The 21328-nt window shown below is 58.1% G+C and carries 19 protein-coding genes and 1 pseudogene; 14 read left to right on the forward strand and 6 right to left on the reverse strand.

The window, feature by feature from the left end; all coding sequences use genetic code 11:
* Positions 1 to 326 precede the first annotated feature (326 nt).
* Entirely contained in the window at positions 327 to 3461 is a 3135-nt protein-coding gene (locus G6L97_RS24990) for a hybrid sensor histidine kinase/response regulator (RefSeq protein WP_174004118.1), read from the reverse strand.
* 156 nt (positions 3462 to 3617) lie between these two features.
* Between G6L97_RS24990 and G6L97_RS24995 the strand changes: the two genes are divergently transcribed.
* A complete protein-coding gene (locus G6L97_RS24995; RefSeq protein ID WP_019565741.1) occupies positions 3618 to 4625 on the forward strand; it encodes a sensor histidine kinase in 1008 nt (335 codons plus the stop codon).
* A 533-nt stretch (positions 4626 to 5158) separates the two neighbouring features.
* Here the strand turns inward: G6L97_RS24995 and G6L97_RS25000 are convergent.
* Entirely contained in the window at positions 5159 to 5764 is a 606-nt protein-coding gene (locus tag G6L97_RS25000; RefSeq protein WP_097170255.1) for a J domain-containing protein, read from the reverse strand.
* A 699-nt stretch (positions 5765 to 6463) separates the two neighbouring features.
* Here G6L97_RS25000 and G6L97_RS25005 point away from each other — a divergent pair.
* From G6L97_RS25005 to G6L97_RS25050, 10 genes are all read left to right on the forward strand, one after another.
* Positions 6464 to 7963 carry an NAD(P)-binding domain-containing protein gene (locus G6L97_RS25005; protein WP_174004081.1) on the forward strand — a complete coding sequence of 500 codons (1500 nt, stop codon included), beginning with the start codon at positions 6464 to 6466 and terminating at the stop codon, positions 7961 to 7963.
* Entirely contained in the window at positions 7956 to 8600 is a 645-nt protein-coding gene (locus G6L97_RS25010) for a 2-hydroxychromene-2-carboxylate isomerase (RefSeq protein ID WP_111783732.1), read from the forward strand. Before G6L97_RS25005 ends, G6L97_RS25010 begins: the two co-directional genes overlap by 8 nt.
* Entirely contained in the window at positions 8597 to 9598 is a 1002-nt protein-coding gene (locus G6L97_RS25015) for a dipeptidase (protein WP_174004083.1), read from the forward strand. Before G6L97_RS25010 ends, G6L97_RS25015 begins: the two co-directional genes overlap by 4 nt.
* A 30-nt stretch (positions 9599 to 9628) precedes the next feature.
* Positions 9629 to 10702, forward strand: coding sequence for an ABC transporter substrate-binding protein (locus G6L97_RS25020; protein ID WP_174004085.1), 1074 nt, complete (start codon positions 9629 to 9631; stop codon positions 10700 to 10702).
* 20 nt (positions 10703 to 10722) lie between these two features.
* A complete protein-coding gene (locus tag G6L97_RS25025; protein ID WP_111783734.1) occupies positions 10723 to 11778 on the forward strand; it encodes an ABC transporter ATP-binding protein in 1056 nt (351 codons plus the stop codon).
* Positions 11778 to 12653, forward strand: coding sequence for an ABC transporter permease (locus G6L97_RS25030; RefSeq protein WP_025591508.1), 876 nt, complete (start codon positions 11778 to 11780; stop codon positions 12651 to 12653). Before G6L97_RS25025 ends, G6L97_RS25030 begins: the two co-directional genes overlap by 1 nt.
* 8 nt (positions 12654 to 12661) lie before the next feature.
* Complete coding sequence (locus G6L97_RS25035; protein WP_025591510.1) at positions 12662 to 13450, forward strand: ABC transporter permease; 789 nt, start codon at positions 12662 to 12664, stop codon at positions 13448 to 13450.
* A gap of 1 nt (position 13451) precedes the next feature.
* Positions 13452 to 14960: a carboxylesterase/lipase family protein gene (locus G6L97_RS25040; RefSeq protein WP_174004087.1), complete on the forward strand. Its 1509-nt coding sequence runs from the start codon at positions 13452 to 13454 to the stop codon at positions 14958 to 14960.
* A 48-nt stretch (positions 14961 to 15008) separates the two neighbouring features.
* A complete protein-coding gene (locus tag G6L97_RS25045) occupies positions 15009 to 15956 on the forward strand; it encodes a LysR family transcriptional regulator (protein ID WP_080802808.1) in 948 nt (315 codons plus the stop codon).
* Positions 15957 to 16112: 156 nt separating this feature from the next.
* Positions 16113 to 16421: a hypothetical protein gene (locus G6L97_RS25050; RefSeq protein WP_112497505.1), complete on the forward strand. Its 309-nt coding sequence runs from the start codon at positions 16113 to 16115 to the stop codon at positions 16419 to 16421.
* Positions 16422 to 16659: 238 nt separating this feature from the next.
* On the opposite strand, the gene G6L97_RS25055 is transcribed toward G6L97_RS25050, so the two are convergent.
* Positions 16660 to 16866 carry a hypothetical protein gene (locus G6L97_RS25055; protein WP_025591519.1) on the reverse strand — a complete coding sequence of 69 codons (207 nt, stop codon included), beginning with the start codon at positions 16864 to 16866 and terminating at the stop codon, positions 16660 to 16662.
* A gap of 226 nt (positions 16867 to 17092) precedes the next feature.
* Here G6L97_RS25055 and G6L97_RS25060 point away from each other — a divergent pair.
* The 3 genes and pseudogenes from G6L97_RS25060 to G6L97_RS25070 form a co-directional block, all read left to right on the forward strand.
* A pseudogene (locus G6L97_RS25060) lies at positions 17093 to 17344 on the forward strand (thiamine pyrophosphate-requiring protein); the annotation flags it as partial.
* A gap of 287 nt (positions 17345 to 17631) precedes the next feature.
* Positions 17632 to 17886 (forward strand): FitA-like ribbon-helix-helix domain-containing protein, encoded by a 255-nt coding sequence (locus G6L97_RS25065; RefSeq protein ID WP_003517203.1) that lies wholly within the window; start codon positions 17632 to 17634, stop codon positions 17884 to 17886.
* Positions 17883 to 18302 (forward strand): type II toxin-antitoxin system VapC family toxin, encoded by a 420-nt coding sequence (locus G6L97_RS25070; RefSeq protein WP_003517201.1) that lies wholly within the window; start codon positions 17883 to 17885, stop codon positions 18300 to 18302. Before G6L97_RS25065 ends, G6L97_RS25070 begins: the two co-directional genes overlap by 4 nt.
* A gap of 226 nt (positions 18303 to 18528) precedes the next feature.
* On the opposite strand, the gene G6L97_RS25075 is transcribed toward G6L97_RS25070, so the two are convergent.
* Genes G6L97_RS25075 through G6L97_RS25085 form a run of 3 tightly spaced genes read right to left on the reverse strand, consistent with a single transcriptional unit; the run spans position 18529 to position 21115 of the window.
* On the reverse strand, positions 18529 to 19425 hold the full coding sequence (locus G6L97_RS25075; protein ID WP_174004089.1) for a dihydrodipicolinate synthase family protein: 897 nt from the start codon (positions 19423 to 19425) through the stop codon (positions 18529 to 18531).
* Between the two features lie 32 nt (positions 19426 to 19457).
* Positions 19458 to 20339, reverse strand: a complete 882-nt coding sequence (locus G6L97_RS25080; protein ID WP_111801762.1) for an SMP-30/gluconolactonase/LRE family protein — start codon at positions 20337 to 20339, stop codon at positions 19458 to 19460.
* A 56-nt stretch (positions 20340 to 20395) separates the two neighbouring features.
* Entirely contained in the window at positions 20396 to 21115 is a 720-nt protein-coding gene (locus G6L97_RS25085) for a FadR/GntR family transcriptional regulator (RefSeq protein WP_174004091.1), read from the reverse strand.
* Positions 21116 to 21328 lie beyond the last annotated feature (213 nt).

A 21328-nucleotide genomic window follows, 5' to 3' on the forward strand; every position in this document is an offset into this window, starting at 1 on the left:
GCGGCGTACGGCTGATCCGGATCGAGCTGGTAGTGTTCTATGCCGCGCGGTTCTTGTCGGTGGAGCTATGCCTTACGCCGCGCGGGCGTCGACTTCGGATAAAAACCGAAGGCCCATTAACCGGCGAAGGGTGCCGTGGCCTCGCTTGCCCAGGGGGCATCAAGGTATCTCCACAGATCCAGTCCCACAATCGTGATGACCCGGCGGTCAACAGCGCAGGTGGGACTGGATACTCAACCTTGCGCAAGTGGCAGGCTGCCATCGCCAAACAGCGCGATGGCAAACGTGGTTATACCCGTGCGCGAGCCATGCCAGCCAAATTGCGGTCACAAGGTCCGATCGGACTTACCCAACACCTGTCGCAGCCCATCGATACTGAAAGGCTTGGATAATTGCTGCGCATCGGAAATGCCCGAGGCTGTCTTGGCGTTGTCGTCACCGCTTGCGAAAACAATCCGCACGTTTGGCCAGCGTTCCCTTACATGCCTTGCAAGTTCGATCCCGGACATGCCGGGCAGACCGACATCTGTAAGCAACATGTCGATCCTGTTGGTCTCAAGGACGCTGAGGGCATCTTCCGCTGAGTTAGCCTCGTGCACCGTGTGACCAAGCTCCTCTACCATGTCGACCGTCGACATCAGGATAAGCGGCTCATCCTCAACGATAAGGATATGCGGTTTTGCGGACACCGTTGGGCGGCTATCACGCGGCTCCTGCTCGGGTGCAGGCGCGGGCTCCTGGCGCTCCATCCGTTGCAAGGCAATCCTGTGTTGCTGCGCGTTGTTCAGGACGTGGCGGACTTTGCGGGCCAGTGCCTCGCGCGTGTAGGGTTTGGATAGCAACTCGACACCAGCGTCCAACCGGCCGCCGTGGACGATCGAATTTTCGGTGTAGCCTGAGGTAAATAACACGGCCATGCCAGGGAACTGAGCCTTGGCCTTCCTCGCAAGATCTGTGCTGCGCATCGGGCCCGGCATCACGACGTCCGTGAACAGCAGGTCGATCTGAACGCCACTGCTGACGACGGCGAATGCGGACTGTGCGTCTCTTGCTTGGAGGACGCGGTAACCAAGGTCCGTCAGCAGCGCCACCGATGTTTCCCTAACGCCGTCATCGTCTTCCACCACGAGAACAGTTTCAGTGCCACCCGTCACCGCAATGGCCTCTGGATCACTCAGGCTGTCTTCGACCTGCACCGTGCGCGGCATATAGAGTTTCATGGTCGTCCCATGCCCGACCTCGCTGTAGATTTTGAGGTGGCCGCCGGACTGCTTAAGAAAGCCATAAACCATCGACAAACCGAGGCCGCTTCCCTTCCCGTCCGTTTTCGTGCTGAAGAACGGTTCCAGGACATGTTCGATGATATCCGGCGATATTCCTGACCCCGTATCGGTCACTGCAACGAGTACATATTGTCCGGGACGGACATCGTCGTGCGAACGGGCGTAATTGTCGTCGAGAACCGCATTTCCGGTCTCGATTGTCAATCGTCCGCGGCCTTCCATCGCGTCCCTCGAATTGATTGCCAGGTTCAGTATGGCGTTCTCCAACTGACTCGGATCGATCAGCGTATTCCATAACCCGCCGGAGACAACGGTTTCGAGTTCTATCTCTTCGCCCAGTGCCCGGCGCAGCATATCGTCCATATTCTGGATGAGTTTTCGAACATTGACGACTTTGGGCTCGAGCGGCTGACGGCGGCCGAAGGCCAAAAGCTGCGATGCCAGCTTTGCGCCGCGGGCAACGCCGGCCAAGGCATTATGCAGGCGTTGTTCTGCCCGCCTGTTGCCGTCGATATCTTTGGAGAGAAGCTGCAGGTTGCCGCTCACGACCTGGAGAAGATTGTTGAAGTCGTGCGCCACGCCGCCTGTGAGGTTACCCAGCGCTTCCATCTTTTGCGCCTGCCTCAACGCGATCTGCGCGGTTTCGCGCTCGACAGTTTCTTTCTCTAGCTTCAGAAGCGCAGTTCTCAGTTCAATAGTGCGCTGCTCGACTTTTTCCTCAAGGGTGTGGTTAAGGCTCTGAAGCTGATCCTCAGCACGCTTCTGGTCCGTGACATCGAAGCCATCAACGAAAATCCCGGTCACTGATCCGTTAAGATCAAAAATTGGCTGGTAGATCAGATGTACGAAGCGCTGATCCGGCTGCTCCTTGCCATCCCGTTCCAGGAAAACAGGCACATAACGACCTATATACGGCGTGCCCGATCGAAAAACACCGTCGAGCAATTCGAAGAAACCTTGCCCGGCAATCTCGGGCAGCGCCTCTCTGACACTGAGGCCAAGGAGCTCGCGATGCCCGACAAGTTGATTATAGGCATCGTTGACCAGCTCGAACGTGTGTTCAGGCCCGCTGAGGATGCACATGAAACTTGGGGCTTGCTGGAACAGGGCGCGCATCCGATCTCGCTCCGCGGTCCGAAGTTCCACTTCTGAGGAGAGTTGACGATTGAGCTGCTCGAGTGCCAACGCTGCTTTTTCCCGAATCTCGGCAGCCTCCGCAAGCGCCGCTGCCCGTCGACGTTCTGTTTCGAACGCTTCGGCGCTCGCCAAGCGCGAGGTGATCTGGCCGGCAATCAATTTAAGGAAATCCAGGTAATCGTCGCTGACCGCCCGATGCGGATTGAGCCCGGTGATCATTACCCCCTTGGGTTGGTCGCTGGCTTGTCCGACCAAAGGAATGACCGCAGCCTGAGATGGCGCTCTTTGCCAGGGCCCCGACGGGATGACGTCTGTGGCCGACAACTTTATCAGATCCATGGCCTGTTCTTGCCAGGCGCGTTCAAGGTTCCAGATGCCCACACCACGGTTTATTGTTACCGGCAATAAAGTGTTGTCTTCAGCCGTGCCGCAAACCCACCGGCGCATCGCATTGCCGTTCTCGTCAAAAACGTAAAGTGCGCAGAAGGGAAGATCCTGAGGGTTGTCGTTAAGCGCTTTGCGTGAAGCGTTGAAGACTTCGACCTCGGTGTCGGCCACGGCAAGGCCAGACGCCAGGGTGCGCATAGTTGCCAGGCGGCGTTCACTGATGACCCGCTCGGTTTCTTCCGTGACCGCGCAGAAGACGCCCTCGACCTTGCCACTGTCTCCGATCAGCGGACTGTAAGAGAAGGTATGATACGTTTCTTCCGGATACCCGTCGCGTTCGAGAAGCAAGAGCAGCGCGCGGTCCCAGGTCGCCTCTCCGCTTGAATAAACGGTTTCCAAGCGCCCTTTGATATCATTCCAGATTTCAGACCATAATATCTTTGTCGGCACAGCAAGCGCGTTGGGGTGCTTATTTCCCAAGGTCGGCCTATAGGCATCGTTATAGAAAAAGGCGATGTCTGGACCCCAGCCAAGCCACATTTCAAATTTTGAGGTGAGCAACAGTCGAATTGCGACCTTCAGTGCTTCGGGCCACTCGTCCGGACAACCAAGTGTACTATCCGCCCAATCATGGCGCCGCATCATCTGCGCCATCTCTCCATCGCCAACAAATATGTCCCGATACCGGTCCGAAATTAATGCCATTCCACTTCCATCCCAATAAAGCACATCCTACGTAGAACATTGATAACGCTTCGCTGGCCAGCTAGTTCTAGATCGATACCAGCTTTTGTATGGGGTGGGAGAAATTTGAAATTGAGCAAAGGCACATCACAACCTGAATGGAGTACAGCCGAGCTCAGGCGTGCTATCCAGTCGGCCGGGGTCGCGCTCTGGGCCTGGATCGTTGATGACGACACGTTTGTGATGGATGCCAAGGCTTACGAACTCTGGGACATTTGCGGCGAGGTAGACCTCACTTTCGAGCATCTTTCCGCCAAGGTGCATCCCGCTGACCGAGACCGCGTCAGGGCGGCGTTCGTCGCAACCCGCGCCATCGACGGCCCGTTTGAAATTGATTTCCGCATTCTCACGAACGCCTCCGACGTTCGTTGGATTTCCGCTCGGGGCCAGGGCAACGAGGGAGACGCTGCAACCGAAAAAATGACAGGCATCTTTCTTGACGTCACGGGCCGCAAGCAGGCGGAGGAAGGGCATGAACTCCTCGCCGGCGAGATGAGCCATCGCGTCAAGAATATTCTGGCCCTGGCCTCTGGATTAACAAATATCACCTCGCGGACGACCGAGACAAAAGAGGAAATGGCAAAGCAGTTGACTGAGCGATTGACGGCCCTTGGCAGGGCCCACGAACTGGTGCGCCCGCTCCCCGATGGCCAGGGGAGATCGGCATTGCTCGGCGACCTCTTTGCTGTGCTGCTTGCCCCTTACGACGACGTCGGAGCTTTTGCAGGTCGCATCCGCGTTGCTGTGCCGAGGATGGGACTAGGAGAGAAGGCTGCAACCAGCCTGGCACTCGTGATACACGAGTTGGCAACGAATTCGCTCAAATATGGTGCCTTATCGAATAATGCGGGATTGCTCGACATATCCGGTTCTGTAATCGAAGACGAGGTCGAGATCGTCTGGAGCGAACACGGAGGCGACCCTGCCCAGTCGCCCAGATCGTCAGACGGTTACGGCAGTAAGATGTTGCACAGGACAGTCTCGGGACAACTCGGTGGATCAATCGACTATAACTGGGTAGAGGGCGGAGTCGTTGTAACGCTAAGGATGAAAGAAAGCCATCTTTCTGGATAAGTGATCGGGGACCGGGAGTTGGGCCTCAAGCACCCGGCGTGCCGAGACAAAAGCCGAAGTCCCAACCACCGACAGGCTCGGCGGCCTTGCGGGGAAGCATCGACGCGCGCTCCACCAAAACTGATGGAGCCTCACCGTTCTGAGGGACTGAATATTGGTAATCAGAGTGTCGCACGGTCGCGTGGTGACAACATGGACATCGGTATCCCCGTGTCTTTCGGCCGTCTAAGTGGCGATGACGGCGATTCTCCTCAAGGCAGAGTTTGTCCAATAGGCCATCCGGTGTCTTCGCTTTTGCGGTCGAATAGCGAAAAATACAAATCACGCCGAGGGCCCATTGCTCAGCGCAACCTCGCGCAAAGGAGCACGTGTCTGCGCGTAGCTGCTGGGCGAATGACGAAGATGCTCCTTGAATGCATTTGAGAAATTTTGGCTTGGATTGAGGTCCTAGTGATCATCTCATCTATGCGTTGGAACGGGTCAGTGGTTCTGATCCCTTCAAGGCAGGGATCGTAACTCCTTTTTAACAGGCTTTAGCAAAAACCGTTCAATTTAAGGATTCGATACGCTTCGATCGAGCTTCGAAGTGCATCCTCAGAGTTGCGGTCTCCGTCATTGGCGTCGGGATGGTGCATTTTGAGCCTCTCCTTATAGCGGCTCTTGATTTCTTGGGATGTCGCCTGGGAAGAAAGGCCGAGTGTTTCGAAAGCTTTGGCTTCCAGTACCTTGAGCTTTCTCTGTTGGGCGCCGATCCGCGTTTGCCCTTGCCGATCGGCTTTGCGAGCATTCAGCGTTTTTGCCGAGCCTGAACGAACTGAAGACGGTAACGGAGTTTCAGTCGCCGCGCTCACCCTCTTTCCCCAGGTCGGGCGCGCACCCGTCGTCGCTTCTTTCTGGTAACGGGCGACGTCGGCATTGGAGGGTGGTGTCGTAAAACTATAACCCTTGTTGTAGTCAGTCACATGCTCAAGGCAGAATAAGAGGTAAAGACCTTCTGCACCCGATCCCACCGGCGCACGGTGAGTACCGCTCTTTTCACACCCGTCCCATTGGCATTTTGGGCCTGTGGCTTGGCTGGCCGATGGCGAGCGTTTGCGAGCGGATCGAAGACCTACGAATATTTTCGAATCATGCGTCATTGGAACTATATGGACGCGGAGGACCCCTAGGGCAACATCAGACATGTCCAATCTCGGGCAATACGTACAGGGCGCGACAGCCAACCTCACTGGGGGAAGAGCTGTTTTCTTGGCAAATTGGTCGTTTGGAAATGGCCAACATGGTGGAAAACATCTTACCGATCACACGCGGTTTCTTCTGAAGTCGATTATCGATTAAGGAGAGTTTGAGCCAACTGACGGTCCTGAAAACGCGCAAAGCCACTAGGTTCTTGCCCTTGACGGTTGAACCCAAGCCGATCGCTTTAGTTCTTCGTGGCCGAGAATCTATATCCAAGTTTCATCGCGATGCCAGCATGTTAGAAATATTCGCGTAAGGCCTTGCCGTCATCCGCGAAGATCTCGGTGCCGTTGACGAAGCTCGGTCGCGCGACCTTCGCAATCTCTTGCGGCTCGCAGTCGCCTAGGCTGTGGCAGAAGGCGCTGAGTAGCCGGCCGAATGTTCTGTTCTCCAGCGATGTTTTAATGACGTCGGGCTCGCCCGGCGTGCGTCGTGATAGCCTGTTGGTGACGTCGGGAGATAATGCCCCAGCCGCCGTGAGCGCCAGAATTTGCCGAAAACCGCAGATGATTAGAAGATTTTTGCTTTCCGGCTTGCTCTTTCTGTGTTTCTTATAATGCTTAAATAGAATTTTTAACGCTTATTAATTCAGAAATAACATGATGGAAGATCGAAAAACCGATGCACTGTCTGTCAATGCGGGCGGCTTGCCGGCGCTGGAGGCGCGGCTTGCGCACGAGCTCGCCCTGCTAGAGCGACCGGCGAAGCCATGGGTGCCGCGGATGGAGATCGACGGTGGCGGAGTGCTGGATGTTGCAGTTATAGGTGCCGGGCTTTGTGGGCTCACCGCGCTTGCCGCCCTCTCATTTATCGGGATCGATAATATCAGGGCCTTCGATAAGGCTTCGAGCGGCTTCGAGGGTCCCTGGGTAACGAGTGCGCGTATGGAGACATTGCGCACTCGCAAGGAACTCGCTGGTCCCGCGCTCGGCGTACCCTCGCTGACATTCCGCGCATGGTTCGAGGCGCAGTACGGCGCGCGCGCCTATGAGGAGATGGTGCTCATACCGCGTCAAGAGTGGATGGCCTACATGGTCTGGTATCGCAATGTGCTGGCGCTGCCCGTGAGCAACGATACCGAACTTTCCGGTCTCATTCTGCGCGAGGATGGCCTGCTTGATCTCGAGTTGCAGGGGCCGGAAGGTGCGACCAGAGTTCTGGCGCGCCGGGTGATCCTGGCGACAGGGCTTGATGGCCTCGGTGCGCCGCGACTGCCAGATGTAGCGAAAACGGTTCCTGCCCGCTTCGTGCGCCACAGCGGCGATATATTCGACGTGAGCGCGTTACAGGGCAAGCGGGTCGCCGTGGTCGGAGCCGGAGCTTCGGCAATGGACAATGCGGCCGCTGCACTTGAGGCGGGGGCTGACCGCGTCGACCTTTTCATTCGCAGGCCGGATATTCCGCGTGTTGAGAAATTCGGCGGCATCGCAAGCCTCGGCATGTCCCACGGTTATATCGGCCTGCCCGATGCTGACCGCTGGGCCTTCATGGTCGAGGCGGAGCGGACGCAGATTCCGCCGCCGCGCCACAGCATCCTGAGGGTCTCGCGCCATCGCAATGCGCTCTTCCATCTTGGCAGTCCCGTTATCAGCATCACAGAAGTGGGCGAGGCGGTGGAAATAGAGACTCCGAAGGGGCGCTATCCGGCCGACCTCATCATTTTCGCCACTGGCTTTGATGTCGATTTCGCCCAACGGCCGGAATTTGTGGAGTTGAGCGACCGTGTCCTGCTCTGGCGTCACGCCTATCAGCCTCCCGCAGGGCAGGAGAATGATGCGCTGCAGTCCTATCCCTATCTCGGGTCCGCCTTCGAGTTTCTGCCGAAACTAGGTCTTCCGGCCGCGGTGGCGGAGGCGATTTCCCGCATATATTGCTTCGCTTATCCAGCTGTTCCCTCTCACGGTAAAATCACTAGCGGCATTCCGGCCGTCAGCCAGGGGGCGGAGCGTCTGGCGCAGGGCATTGCCCGGTCTCTCTTCGTTGAGGACCGCGCGCGCCATTTCGAGACCTTTATGAACCACGACGCCGCTGAAATCACCGGCGAGGAATGGCGCGATGCGGACGCGCAGGTCAGGATCAAGGAGCATGCCAATGGCTGAACCGGCACTGAAACTGGATGTATTTTACGGCATTTCCTCGCCGTGGGCCTATTTCGGTGCGCCACGCGCCGTGGACGTCGCCCGCACACATGGCGCCGAAATCGTGCTGCGGCCCATCCGCATCATCGAGGCAAATGGCGGCATTCCGCTGCGCAGCCGCCCGGATGCCAGGCAGACCTATCATGCTCTGGAACTGGACCGATGGCGGCGTTATCTCGATATGGCGCTCAACCTGACGCCGAAGTTTTATCCCTGCGCCACCATCGAACATGCCGCACAGCTCGTCATCGCCGCGCAGAAGGCCGGGCTCGATGCGATCAGCCTGTCCTTTGCCATCCAGCGCGCCTTGTGGAGTGAGGAGCGCGACATTGCCGATCTCGACACACTGCGTACCATCGCACATGCCGTGCTCGGCTCGGAAGGTGCAGCCCTCGTGCGCGGCCCGCAGCCGGAAGAGATCGTGGCGGAATGGCAGGGAAATCTTGCAGAGGCTGAACGTCTCGGGATTTTCGGCACGCCGACCTATGTGGTGAACGGCGAGCTTTTCTGGGGTCAGGACCGCCTGGAATTCGTCAGCCGCGCGCTCGGTGCTCTAAAGCAGCAAATTGCAAAATCCGAAGTGAGGACATCCGCATGACCGATGCCGCAAAACTTCACAATCAGGCCATCGTCATCGACGGTCTGCAAACCTGTCAGTGGAGCAGGTCGATATTCGAGGATATGCGCGCCGGCGGCCTCACTGCCGTCAACGTATCTAGCGTGATCTGGGAGAACTTTCGCGAGGGCATCGGTTATGTAAGCGATTGGAATCGCTTACTGCGGGAAAACGAAGACCTTATTCGCCCGGTGCGTACGGTCGCCGATATTCATGCGGCCAAGGCCGAGAAAAGGACCGGCATCATCATCGGCTGGCAGAACACCTCGCCACTCGAGGACAAGCTGGATTATGTCGAAATCTTCAAGGATCTCGGCGTCGGCATCATGCAGCTGACCTACAATACCCAGAACTATTCTGGCGCCGGATATCTCGAGGAAAACGATAGCGGCCTGACCGGTTTTGGCCGCGAGGTGCTGGCGGAGATGAACCGCGTCGGCGTGCTCTGTGACCTGAGCCATGTCGGTGACAAAACGACGGCGGATGTCATCGCCCGCTCGAAAGCGCCGGTCTGCATCTCGCATGTGCTGCCGCGGGCGCTGCGCGATGTGAAGCGCAACAAGCCGGATGAACTGTTCAGGGCCTGCGCGGAGAAGGGCGGCATCATCGGCATCAGCCTTTTTGCGCCGGGTCTCGCCGCTGGAAACGACGCCACGGTCGAGGATTATCTCGATGCCATGGCCTATGTCATCGATCTAGTCGGCGAGGACCATGTCGGCATCGGCACGGATTTTTCGCAGGAGCGGCCGCGTCCCGGCCCCTGGCAGCTCTGGGCAAACCGTGACAAGGGCACGGCCCGCACGCTGACGGAATTCGCAACCGTCAAGATATCCAAGCCGAAGGGCATCGAGCGCATCGGCGAGGTGCCCAATATTACCGCGCGCATGCTGGCGCGCGGCTGGAGCGAAACGCTCATTCTCAAACTTCTCGGCCAGAACTGGCTGCGCGTACTGGATGCCGCTTGGCGGCCCGCAAAATGAGAATATCGAAAACAATCGGAGGCAACTGAAATGAAAAATGCTCATCAGCGCCGCAAGGCCGCTCTCGTCGTCGGCATCGTTGCTGCCGGGATCGCATCGCTTTCTGGCACCGTCTTCGCACAGGATGCGACCAAGGGCACCGTCAACATTGTCGGTTTCTCCGGCGTCTTTGCGGATAACTACCAGAAATTCATCATAGACGCCTTCAAGGCCAAACATCCCGGCATCGAGGTGAATTATCAGCAGAGCAAGAATTCGGCCGAAACGCTGGCGCTTCTCACGCTTCAGCGCGCCGAGCCGAAGATGGATGTCGCCCTGATCGACGTTTCGGTTGCGATCAAGGCGAACAAGGAAGAGCTGTTCAGCAAGCTCGACGCCGCCAAGGTACCGAACCTTGCCGAACAGCCGGAATGGGCGCGCATCGATGGCGACCGCGCCGTCGCCTTCTCGCAGGACAATCTCGCCATCCTCTACAACACCGGTGCGGTGAAGGAACCGCCGACGAGCTGGGCCGATCTCGCCGATCCGAAATACAAAGGAAAGATCGCCGCCAAGCTTTCCGATACGCGCGGCGTCATTCTCCTGCCCATCCTCACCAAGCTGAAGGGCGGCGATTACAAGACCTCCATCGATCCGGGCATCGATTTCCTGAAGGAGATTGCGCCGAGCGTCTCGACCTTCGAGCCTGCGCCGGATTGCTATGCGGTAGTGCAGAGCGGCGAAGTCGATCTTTCCGTCTGCTGGAACGGCCGCGCGCAATATCTGCATGACACACAGGGCGGCAAGATCGGGATCGCTCTGCCGAAGGAAGGCTCCATCGGCCAGACGAACACGATCGGTATCGTTGAAGGCTCCTCCAATAAGGAGGCGGCCGAGCTTTTCGTCAATTATGCTCTGAGCGCCGAGGCGCAAGCGACATTCGCCGAAAAGAGCTTCTACGGTCCGGTCAACAGCAAGGTGTCGCTGAGCGAGCCGGTCGCTGCCCGCATCTATGGCAGCAAGGAAGCCCAGGCGGCACAGTCATCGCTAGACTGGAGCTTCGTGGCGGACAAATATTCGGCATGGATACAGCGGATCAACCGCGAGGTCATCGCGGCTAATTGAGACAGGAAGCAGAGGACGCCATGGCCGATCATCATGTCGAGATCGACAATCTCGTGAAGACCTATCCGGGCGCCCTCAAGCCCTCCGTGGATCATGTCAGCTTTTCCCTGCCACGCGGGGAAATGCTGGCGTTGCTAGGGCCCTCAGGCTGCGGCAAGACGACGATCCTGCGCATGATTGCTGGCCTTATCCCGGTAACCTCAGGCGAAATCCGTCTGGACGGCCGGGATATCTCTGCAACTCCTGTCCATAAGCGCAATATGGGCATGGTCTTTCAAGCCTATGCCCTGTTCCCGCATATGAATGTTTCGGAAAACATTGCCTTCGGGCTGGAGATGCGCGGCATTGCAAAGTCGAAGCGCAAGGAGCGGGTGGTAAAGGCACTCGATCTGGTCAAGCTTTCCGGTTTCGGCGAAAGACGCATCTCGCAGCTTTCAGGTGGCCAGCAACAGCGAGCGGCAATCGCCCGCTCGCTCGTCATCGAACCGGCGTTGCTGCTGTTCGACGAACCGCTCTCCAATCTCGATGCCAAGTTGCGCGACGAGATGCGCGATGAAATTCGCGATATCCAGAACCGGACCGGCGTTACAAGTATTTTCGTCACCCACGATCAGGACGAAGCCCTTTCGATGGCCGACCGGCTCGCCGTCATGTCTGAAGGCCGGCTGGAGCAGATCGGCACGCCACGCGAGATTTTCGACCGGCCGAAAACCGATTTTGTCGCTTCCTTCATCGGAGCCGGCTCGTTCCTTACGGGCACCGTGGTTGCACCTGGTCGCGCTGAGATCCTAGGTCTCGGCTTCCTGCATTTCTCGGGTGCTGTCCCGGTCGGCCAGAAGGCGCGGTTTCTGGTTCGCCCGCATAGATTTCTTCTCGGTGATGGCGTCAATGCTTTCTCCGGCATTGTCGAACACGTTACCTATCGCGGGCAGATGCTGACGCTTGGCGTGCGCGCGGGCGACCATCGCCTGCAGGCCGATCTGCCCACCCACGCCGCCGCGCTGCCAGCCAAGGGTGAGCGTGTGATGCTCTCCGTTGCTCCTGAGGATGTGACGTTGATCGGGGAGGCGGCCTGATGGCGGTCGCGGGCCATTCTTCCGGTGGCGAAGCATCGCACCGCGGCATTCTGCTTCTTCTACTGCTGCCAGGCTTGATTGCGCTGCTGACGACCTTCCTGCTGCCACTCATCTGGCTAGTACGGGCATCCTTCGCATCGTCGGCCATGGCGGCCCTTCGCGGTGGTGACTGGACGCTCGAATCCTACAGAATCGTGCTGTTCGACCCGTTTTACTGGAAGATCGCCTGGAACACGCTTTATCTCGGCGTGAATGTCGCGGTTCTGGCGGTTATTCTCTCCTATCCCATCGCGCTGTTCCTTGCCCGCACCCAAAGCCGCTGGCGCGGGGTGCTGACAGCGCTTGCTGTTGCGCCGCTTCTCACCTCCTCGGTGGTGCGTACCTATGGCTGGATGGTCATTCTGGGGGACCGGGGCGTCATCAACACGGCGCTGCAATCGTCCGGGCTGACTGATGGTGTCATACGGCTGACCAATAATTATTTTGGCGCCACCGTCGCGCTGGTCGAAATCCTGATGCCCTATGCGATCCTTGCGATGCTGAGCGGCTTTGGCCGTTTGAACACGCAGCTGGAGGAAGCCGCCGCCATGCTCGGCGCGAACCGCCTGCGCGTGTTCACGCGCATCGTGCTGCCGCTTTCGCTGCCCGGAGTTCTCACCGCAACACTTCTTGTCTTCGTCCTGGCGATTTCCTCCTTCGTTACACCGCGCCTGATGGGCGGTGGCCGCGTCTTCGTCATCGGCACGGAGGTCTACAACGAGGCGACGGTGACGCTGAACTGGCCGCTGGCCGCCTCACTTTCGGTGCTGCTGCTCATCCTCTTCGGCAGCGTGATCGTGATTTACCAGCGCGCAATGCGCGCGCTAGAGACGTGAGGCCAGCCATGGACGCAAAATTCGGACGTCTCGCCCATGCGCTTCTGCTGACATTGCTTTACCTGTTCCTTCTTGCGCCGATCATCGTTGTCCTGATCATTTCTTTCGATACGCGGCAATATCTGGCATTTCCGCCGGAGAGCCTGTCGTTCGGCTCCTATGCAAAGGTTTTCGCCAATGCCAAGTTCATATCTGCCTTCTGGCGAAGCCTCGGCATCGGCCTGCTCGTCGGTTTTGTATCGATCTTCGCTGGCTTGCTTCTGTCGCTGGCGCTGTCGCGGCACGAATTCCGCGGCAAGGGCGCGGTCAATTTCCTGATCCTTGCGCCTTTCCTTGTGCCGCATATCGTGCTTGCTGTCGGTGTGATGCTGGTACTCGGGCCGCTTGGCTTGCTCGACAGTTATACCGGCATTTTTCTGGCACATCTCGGCATCACCACGCCCTATACGGTGCGCACCATCACCATGAGCCTTATGGCGGTGGATCGCCGTGTAGAGGAGGCTGCGCGCGTGCACGGTGCATCGCCCGCCATGGTATTGTGGCGCATCACCCTGCCGCTGGTCCGGCCAGGTCTCATAGCCGGTGCGGTCATCGCCTTCCTGATTTCGTTCGATGAGGCGACCATCTCGCTCTTTATCGTCTCGGTCAAATCCTCGACGCTGCCGACGGAAATCTATCATTATCTGGAATATTCCACCGATCCGCAGATCGCCGCACTATCCGTTATCCTCATCTTTATCTCGGTCGGTGTGGTCGTGGCGGTCGAGCGGCTGATCGGACTGCGTCGGGTGTTGTGACATGACCACCGTGAAAGTGGCAGCCGGTACGTTGCAAGGTATCAGGGAAAACGGAGTTCACGCCTTTCTCGGTGTGCCCTACGCCGCGCCGGTAAAGCCGGAACGGCGTTTCGACGCGCCGCAGCCGGTCTCACCGTGGCAGGGCGTGCGCGATGCCACCCAGCTTGGTCCCGTCTGCCCGCAAATTCCAACCTATGGTCCGGTCGGTGCCGCCGCGACCTCTAAACTTGCCTTTGGCGAGGATTTTCTGACCGTCAACATCCGCACGCCTGATACGGCAGGGCGAGCGCCCGTGCTGTTCTGGATCCATGGTGGCGGCTACGCGGTCGGTTCGGCCAATGAACCGGTGCTGCAGAGCGGTGCGTTCGCGGCGAGCGGCATCGTTGAGATCACGGTCAATTATCGCCTGGGCGCGCTCGGTTTCCTCCATCTTGAAGGCAGGCCCGACAATCGCGGTCTGCTCGATCTTGTCGCCGCACTCGAATGGGTGCGCGATAATATCGCCGCCTTCGGTGGCGACCCGGACCAGGTGACGCTGGCCGGGCGTTCGGCCGGTGGCTTTGCGGTTGCGGCGCTCATGGCCATGCCGGACGCGCAGGGACTCTTCCACCGGGCCATGCCGCAGAGCGGTGCAAGCACCGGTGTCGCCTCGATGGACGATGCCGAAAGGCTGACCCGACGGTTTCTGGCGGCCGCAAATGCCGATGAGGCTTCGCTCGCAGCCCTGCCGATGAACCGGTTGCTTGAAATCCAGCGTGATCTTTGTAACCAGTCCTATGAGGAGCATGATTTCGCCCGTGACGGGGACGCCTCGATGCTTGGCGTTCCCTTCGTTCCGGTCATCGAAGGGGCAAGTCTGCCGAAACATCCGGAAACTGCCGCGCGCGAAGGCCGCACCGACGCCGTGCCAATGATGATCGGCTGCACAACTGGCGAACATGTGACCCACGCAATCGTGCAGCCTAAGATGGACTTCGCACTTTGCGCCGGGCTGCTGCATGAGCGCGTTCTGCCGCGTGGCCTCGCCGGCTCCGATATTGTTAAGCGCTATCGCATGGCTCTGCCCAACCACAGCCCGCGCGGCATTTGGCGGGCGATTGCTGGCGATCTCGTCTTTCAGCTCCCAGCCATACGTTTCGCGAGGCTGCATGCCCGTTTCAATCCGGTCTATAAATATCTCTACGGTCCGCTGGAGGCCGATGAGCTGGGTGCGCCACACGGCGCCGAAGTCGGTTCCGTCTGGTATCGTGATGGTTCGAATGACCGCGAATTGCCCGAGCGCCAGCGGGTGGCGGATCCGGACTTCGCAAGAGCGATACATGATCTGTGGGCCTCATTCATAAAGGACGAACGTCCCCGCGCCCCAAACGGTGCGTGGCCGCTCTATCATGCTGACAAACCAGTGGTTCTGCGCGCAGGCCCGACCGGTTTTGAATTTACTGCCGACCCCTTCGACGGGCGCGAGGCGCTTTGGCTGCCAGCTGGCCATGACGATCGCGGACCGGTATAGCGCTTGGGTACGACGAGGCAAAAACACAGGTTCTGGGCGGAGTGAAAAATGGCGTCTGACTATCTTGATACGCGGCAGCTAGAGGCTTTCGTGGCGGTGGTTTCAATCGGCAGCATCACCGGTGCGGCGAAGGCCTTGGGCAAGTCTCAACCCGTCGTGACACGCCTCATTCAGGATCTGGAGGGCGAAATCGGTTTTGCGCTGCTGCATCGCAATGGTCCCCGTATCACCCCCACAGAAAAAGGAGTGGCCTTTTTCGCCCAAGCGGAGCTGTTCCTCGGCGGCCTCAGGACGATTAGCGAAAGTGCGAGGCGCATTCACGCCGCACGGCGCACGGCCATCGAGGTCGCCTCCATTCCGGCGATTGCCGCAAGCCTCCTGCCAAGGGCGCTCGCGGCCCTGCCGGCGGACCGGTTTCCCGATCATGTCCATCTCCAGAGCATTTCTTCGGAAAATGTCGTGCAGGCGGTGATGGCGGGCACCGCGGATCTCGGCGCCGTCAGCCTTCCGCTAGACAATCCCGGCGTCGATATTCACTGGCTGGGGGAGGTGCCGTGCGTGGCCGTGCTCGCGGAAGATCATCCGCTCGCTCGGAAGGCGGTCATCTCCGCCGCAGACCTTGCCGGAAACCGGCTTATCGCTTCGGCAAACCCCTTCCGCCTACGTATGCGGATTAATGATGTGCTTTCCAGTCTCGGTGTCGACCCTTCTTCCGTCATCGATAGCAATGCGACCTACGTTTCCCTGTCGCTGGCGCGCATGGGTCTCGGTGTCGCAATCGTCGAGTCGATCACTCTCTGGGGTTTGCCTGTAGAGGGTGTTCGCGTCATACCGCTGTCTTTTCATATCCCGTTCCAGTGGGGCTTCGTGACGGCTGCCGGTCGGCCGGTCATTTTCGAGGTGGAACAACTGGTGGCAACGGCACGACGGCTGGTAGCCGATATTCCTCAAGCGATTATCTACGACAGAATATCGCAGATTCAGTCTTTCGATTGACTTGTACATCTTACTTGCCAGACCCTGCCAAAGGCGACACTGCCGGGAAAAGGCAGCGCCGGCAAAAGATGTAGGCGGCGGCTTTCGTTCTCAGCTCAGCTTGTCGAGGATCTTACACAGCCTGATCATTCTGGCCTCCTTAAAGCCTGTTCCGACGTGGGCGAGCTCATTACTACAATAGGCCGCAGGGGCCAGAGAGCCAATGCCGCCGAGCGACGCGTCGATACCGAGGCCGCCCGTGACAAGCTGCAATGGATATCGGAAGGGACCGCCAACCAGTTCGCAATGGAGAAGGCCATCGCTTCAGGCAATGGGCGCCTCATGCGCAAGGCCAAGCTGGCGGCCAATACTGCCCGGCTCAAACGGCTCCGAGCCGCCTACGAGGACGACCAATATACGGTTCCGTCGCCACATGCACGATGCCGAATCCGCGGCCAATCAAAGCTCGACCGGTGGCAGATCTGAACGACGAGACCCTCGCGGCGGCTGCATGGCTGCGTTGCACAATAAATGTTTTCCTGATGGTCAAAAATCAGGCATAACGCCTCCAGCTGATGCAGATGACGGTCACCTCCCAGTTCCGTCGCAGCAGCTGTTCCCCTCTGGAGGTTTTAGATCTCCACACTTCATGGGCCGCGGTTTCCGCAGGCCCATTTTTTTATTCTTCGTTCGACCATTTTGAGGGATTTATACCGAGGCGTCTTTAGCGCAGGTCCCGCCGCTCGGCAGCTTGAAGAGCGATCATGTCAAGGTACCTTTCTCGCATGGCTTTCATGTCGATATCTCCGCGGGACCATTGCTCCAGCAAAGCAACGAAGACAGGATCCTTGTCGATCGGCATATCACGCGCTGCCGCGCGAGCAATAGCACGCTGCGCGATGGCCCTGCGGGTTTCGGGGTCTGTGCTCATGTTGCCTCGCCTGATATTCAGATGGACGGGAAGATCTAACAGGGAGTAGTCCAGATCGCGACTTCAAATTGCTCTCCCTCAAAAATATCTGAGCATCACCGCTGAAATTGCAGCGGCGTTGGGTATTGTCCCCGGGATACAAAAAGAAGGTTGCTCCCCTCACGGATTGAGCGCCTTTTTCGTATCGGAGGCGCCCGCAAACATGGTCCTGCGCCTCGACCGGAACTGGTGCTTTCCCGCCGCACTTGGCATGTTTTCCAACCCAGTCGCTTGCCACCAAATTGCGGAAGCCGCGGATATTCCACTTTTCGTACTGGTCCTCAATAATTCCGAATGGGGGGCCGTGCGCCAATCCGTGCTCGGGGTTTATCCAAACGGCTATGCGGCGAAGTCGAACGCTATGCCGCTCGTCTCGCTGTCACCTTCACTGGATTTCACGAGCGTCGCCTCAGCAAGCCGCGCCTGGACGGGCAAGGTCGCTGGTCGCGATGCTGTAAGTACTCGCGGTACCAGCCCCTCAGCGCATTCTTTGTGGGATAAACCCAGCTGGCGAATGGTCCAGTTAAGTCGCTTGCCAAGCCTGATGTAAAGCTCAACGGCTCGAAGTCTGTCTGCGTAGGAATACATGAACTACCTCCTTGGTGGTCCAAGTTTTCGTCCGCACCCCCAACGGGTCAAATCCTGCTGAAACTCAGTACTCTTGAATTTTAGCATCATTTTTGGTACTTTGATATCAAAGAGATCATTTTTCCAAGGATGATATCAATGCCGGCAGTCACCATTCGTAACCTTTCTGAAGAAACACATCGCGCTCTGAGGGTGCGAGCGGCTCATCATGGCCGGAGCACGGAGGCCGAGATTCGTGCCATTATTGAAGCGGCCGTTCGTCCTCCGGAACGTATTCAGCTCGGTTCCTTGCTAGCGGCCATTGGTCGCGACGCCGAGCTTTCCAACAGCGACGTTGAAGCTCTTCAGAAAAGTCGCGACAAGACACCTGCTAAGCCGATGACCTTCGAATGATCTTGCTTGACACCAACGTCATATCCGAACCTTGGAAACCGGTTCCGGACGAGGCGGTGATTGCCTGGTTGGACGCCCAAGCTGTCGAAACGCTGTTCATCTCCGCAATAACGATTGCGGAACTTCGCTTCGGAATTGCTGCTATGCCTTCAGGCAGACGGCAAACTATCCTCCGCGACCGTCTCGAGGGCGAGGTGCTGCCACACTTTTCCGGCCGCATCCTGTCCTTCGATCTGACTACTTCTCAGTTCTACTCTGAACTGATGGCACGCGCTCGAGCGTCTGGGAAAGCGATCGGCACGGCCGATGGCTACATTGCAGCCACAGCGGCAGCAAATGGCCTCACGATCTCAACTCGCGATACAAGCCCTTTCGAGGCTGCCGGGGTGAAAGTGATCAATCCCTGGTCCAGATAACCACAATGTTCATCCGGGTATCGTAAGGTCATATATTCTGAAGCACTTTGAAAGGTGACTCAGAGATAATGCGCGCCTCTCGCAGCGAGATGTATTAGGAAATGGCGTGACGCAAGGCATTGTTTGTTCATCGAACCCGAGCCGGTTAGGCGCATAATTCCATAGATGGGTTGGGTGCCATCATCGGCATCGTAGCGTATTTCCACAGTTGGGAATGAGGCTTCTGTCATTGCCAGCTGGCAAGCAGGACTTCAAGTGTAGCACGATCCTCGTCGTCCAGACGGGCGAGTCCTGGTGCTCGAACTGGGCCAACCGCAAGCCCCTGTATCTGCATCGCTTCCTTCACCACAGTCACATTGGCGCCGTTCCGGTATCGTGTCCGCAGCCGTTCGAACAACTCGATCTTTTCAACGATCTTACGTGCGGTCGAGAAATCGCCGGCCGTCAGTGCATCGTGAACTTGCAGGGAAAATTGCGGTGCGACATTGACGAGACCGGATGTGAAACCGCGGGCTCCGAAGGCGCAGAAGGCGGGAGCCCAGCTTTCTGCCAGTCCACACACGTAAAGTGAGCCGTCAGGATCGGAAGCGGCGATCGCACGCGACAGAAGCATAATATCCGTCGTCGCGAACTTTATGCCTGCGACATTCGGATGGCTCGATAGTCTGACCATGTCATTGACCGAGAACCCGTCGGCGCGGACATAGGCTACGAGAGGCAATTCGCTGCCTTCAGCCAGGCCGATAAAATAGTCGATCTGTGATTGCGGCGCTGCGAACGGGTCAACCGGTTGGTGGGACATGACCGCAGACGCGCCCATCTCCCTGGCCCGACGCGCCATGGACAGGGCCTCCCGCTGCGAGCGTCCAATCGCTGCAGTAACGGGGGCTTGCCCGTTCACCCCTTCGATCGCAGCTTCGTAGACCTTGAAAATTTCAGCGGGCGTCAACGCGTAAAACTCGCCGGTATTGCCCGCAGCAACGATATTGTGGATGCCCGCCTTTGCTACACGGGCATAGGCTTCGATGGTGACAGCTATATCGACTTCCCCGTCTGTCTCGTAAGCCGTTACGGGTACGCCGGAAATACCGTGCAGAGCCTGGCGGAAATCGAATGTCGTCATCAACTGGTTTCCTTAAAAATCGAAGGGCATCTTCAGATAGAAAATTTGTGAACGGCTACGCCCGCGACAGGCACATCAAACGCAACAAGCGTACCTGGGGTGGTTGTTCCGTTCGTCTCGGTCACAAGACTCGTCAGATAGATCGTTTTGAGGTCCGGGCCGCCGAAACATGGCATGGTCGGCCCTTTGAACGGCAACCTGTATATCTCAAACAGTTCGCCCTCCGGCGAAAAGCGGTTGAGACGCCCGGCCTGAACGCCGGCGCTCCAGTAACAGCCTTCGCAATCGGTCGCCGCGCCATCAGGCCTGCCTTCGTCGGGTGCGAAATCGTGCAGGCGCTCGGCTGGACCGAGCCTGCCCGTCGCGACATCGAAATCGAACGCCTGATACATCAGACCGCTGCTATCGGAATGATACATGCGCGTTCCGTCCAGATTCCAGGCAAGCCCGTTCGATGTGAACATATCGCCATTGATGACAAGCTCGACGCCGCCATCCGGCGCGATACGATAGAGGCGGGCATTTCCTGTCGGCACGGCAGCCTCGTCGCGGGTTCCCACCCAGAAATGGCCATCGGGGCCGACCTTGCCGTCGTTGAGACGGCTGTCTGCTCGTCCTTCGTCCGGATCGCACAGCAGTTCGAGCGCGCCGTTTGCGGGGTCTAGAAGGTGCACGCCCGTCTTGAGGCCCGCCACAACAAGGCCATTGTCGCAAAGACCGAGGCAACCCACCTGGGCGGGCGTTTCGTATCTGTCGAGTTTGCCGCCCGGATGCAGGCAGAAAATGGCGGGGGCGAGAATGTCGACGAACCACAGATTCCCGGTACGCTCATCCCATGCCGGTGATTCGCCGACCTTCAACGGCGTGTCGATGAGAGAGCGGAGTTTCGGCTCTATGATGCGTGGCTGGATCACTGATTATTTTCCCTTGCCCTGTATGGCTCGCCTTTTGAAATGTTGAAAAAACGGTTCTAGCTGCCGACGCCCTGAAACATGCGGGCACGGGCCTTTAGGATGTGATCTTTCATTGCGTCATGCGCGGCCTGTTCCTGGCGCGCAAAAATCGCTTCCACGATTGCCGTATGTTCGTTCTGTACCTCGCGCACATGTTGCGGCGTACGCTTGAGGCTGAGGCTGCGTGTCACCGACTGGCCGATCGCGAAATGCGGCTTGAACCATATCCGCACGGTGATGTGGAACTGGTTATGGCTCGCTTTAGCAATGGCTTCGTGCAGGGCAAAGTCCTCCTCCGCACCAAGATCGTTGCGCGCAAGACACTGTTCCAGCGCGGTAATGGCCTGTTCGATGCGGGCTTTGTCGGCAGCCTGCCAACTGCGTGCTGCAAGTTCGGCGGCTGCAGACTCAAGGCCGGACCGGAACTCGAAGAAACGCTGCACATCGGCAAGCGAGCCGACAGGAACCTGCTGCAACACGGATGAATCCGGCTGCTGGCGCACATAGGAGCCGGAACCTTTCTGCGAAACGATAAGCCCGTCGTTGCGCAGCCGCTCCAGCGCTTCGCGCACCACAGGCCGGGAAGCCCCGAACAGATAAGCCAGATTTTGCTCCGACGGCAACCGCTCGTTCACGGGAAACCGCCCATCAGAAATCATTCCGATGATCTTTTCGTAGATGATGTCGCTCAAGCGAGTCTCGCCTCGAGCGGCGGCGGATGCGGTTTGATTGTCCATCAGCAGCCCTTCCGTTGCAAATCGCTGAAGTTAATGGGTTTCCTGCATTTCAATCGCAACAGAAATACCGGGAATTTCATGAACGTGGTTACTGTCGTGCCGGTTCTTTCCTCAAACCTGATCGTGAAAACCGGCCTACGAATAAAAAATATGTAAAAATCTGTCAATACTTGTAATCATCTGAAAACGCCCATATGGTCTGCCCTGCCGGTG

This window comes from Agrobacterium tumefaciens (assembly GCF_013318015.2).
Taxonomy (GTDB): Bacteria; Pseudomonadota; Alphaproteobacteria; order Rhizobiales; family Rhizobiaceae; genus Agrobacterium; species Agrobacterium tumefaciens.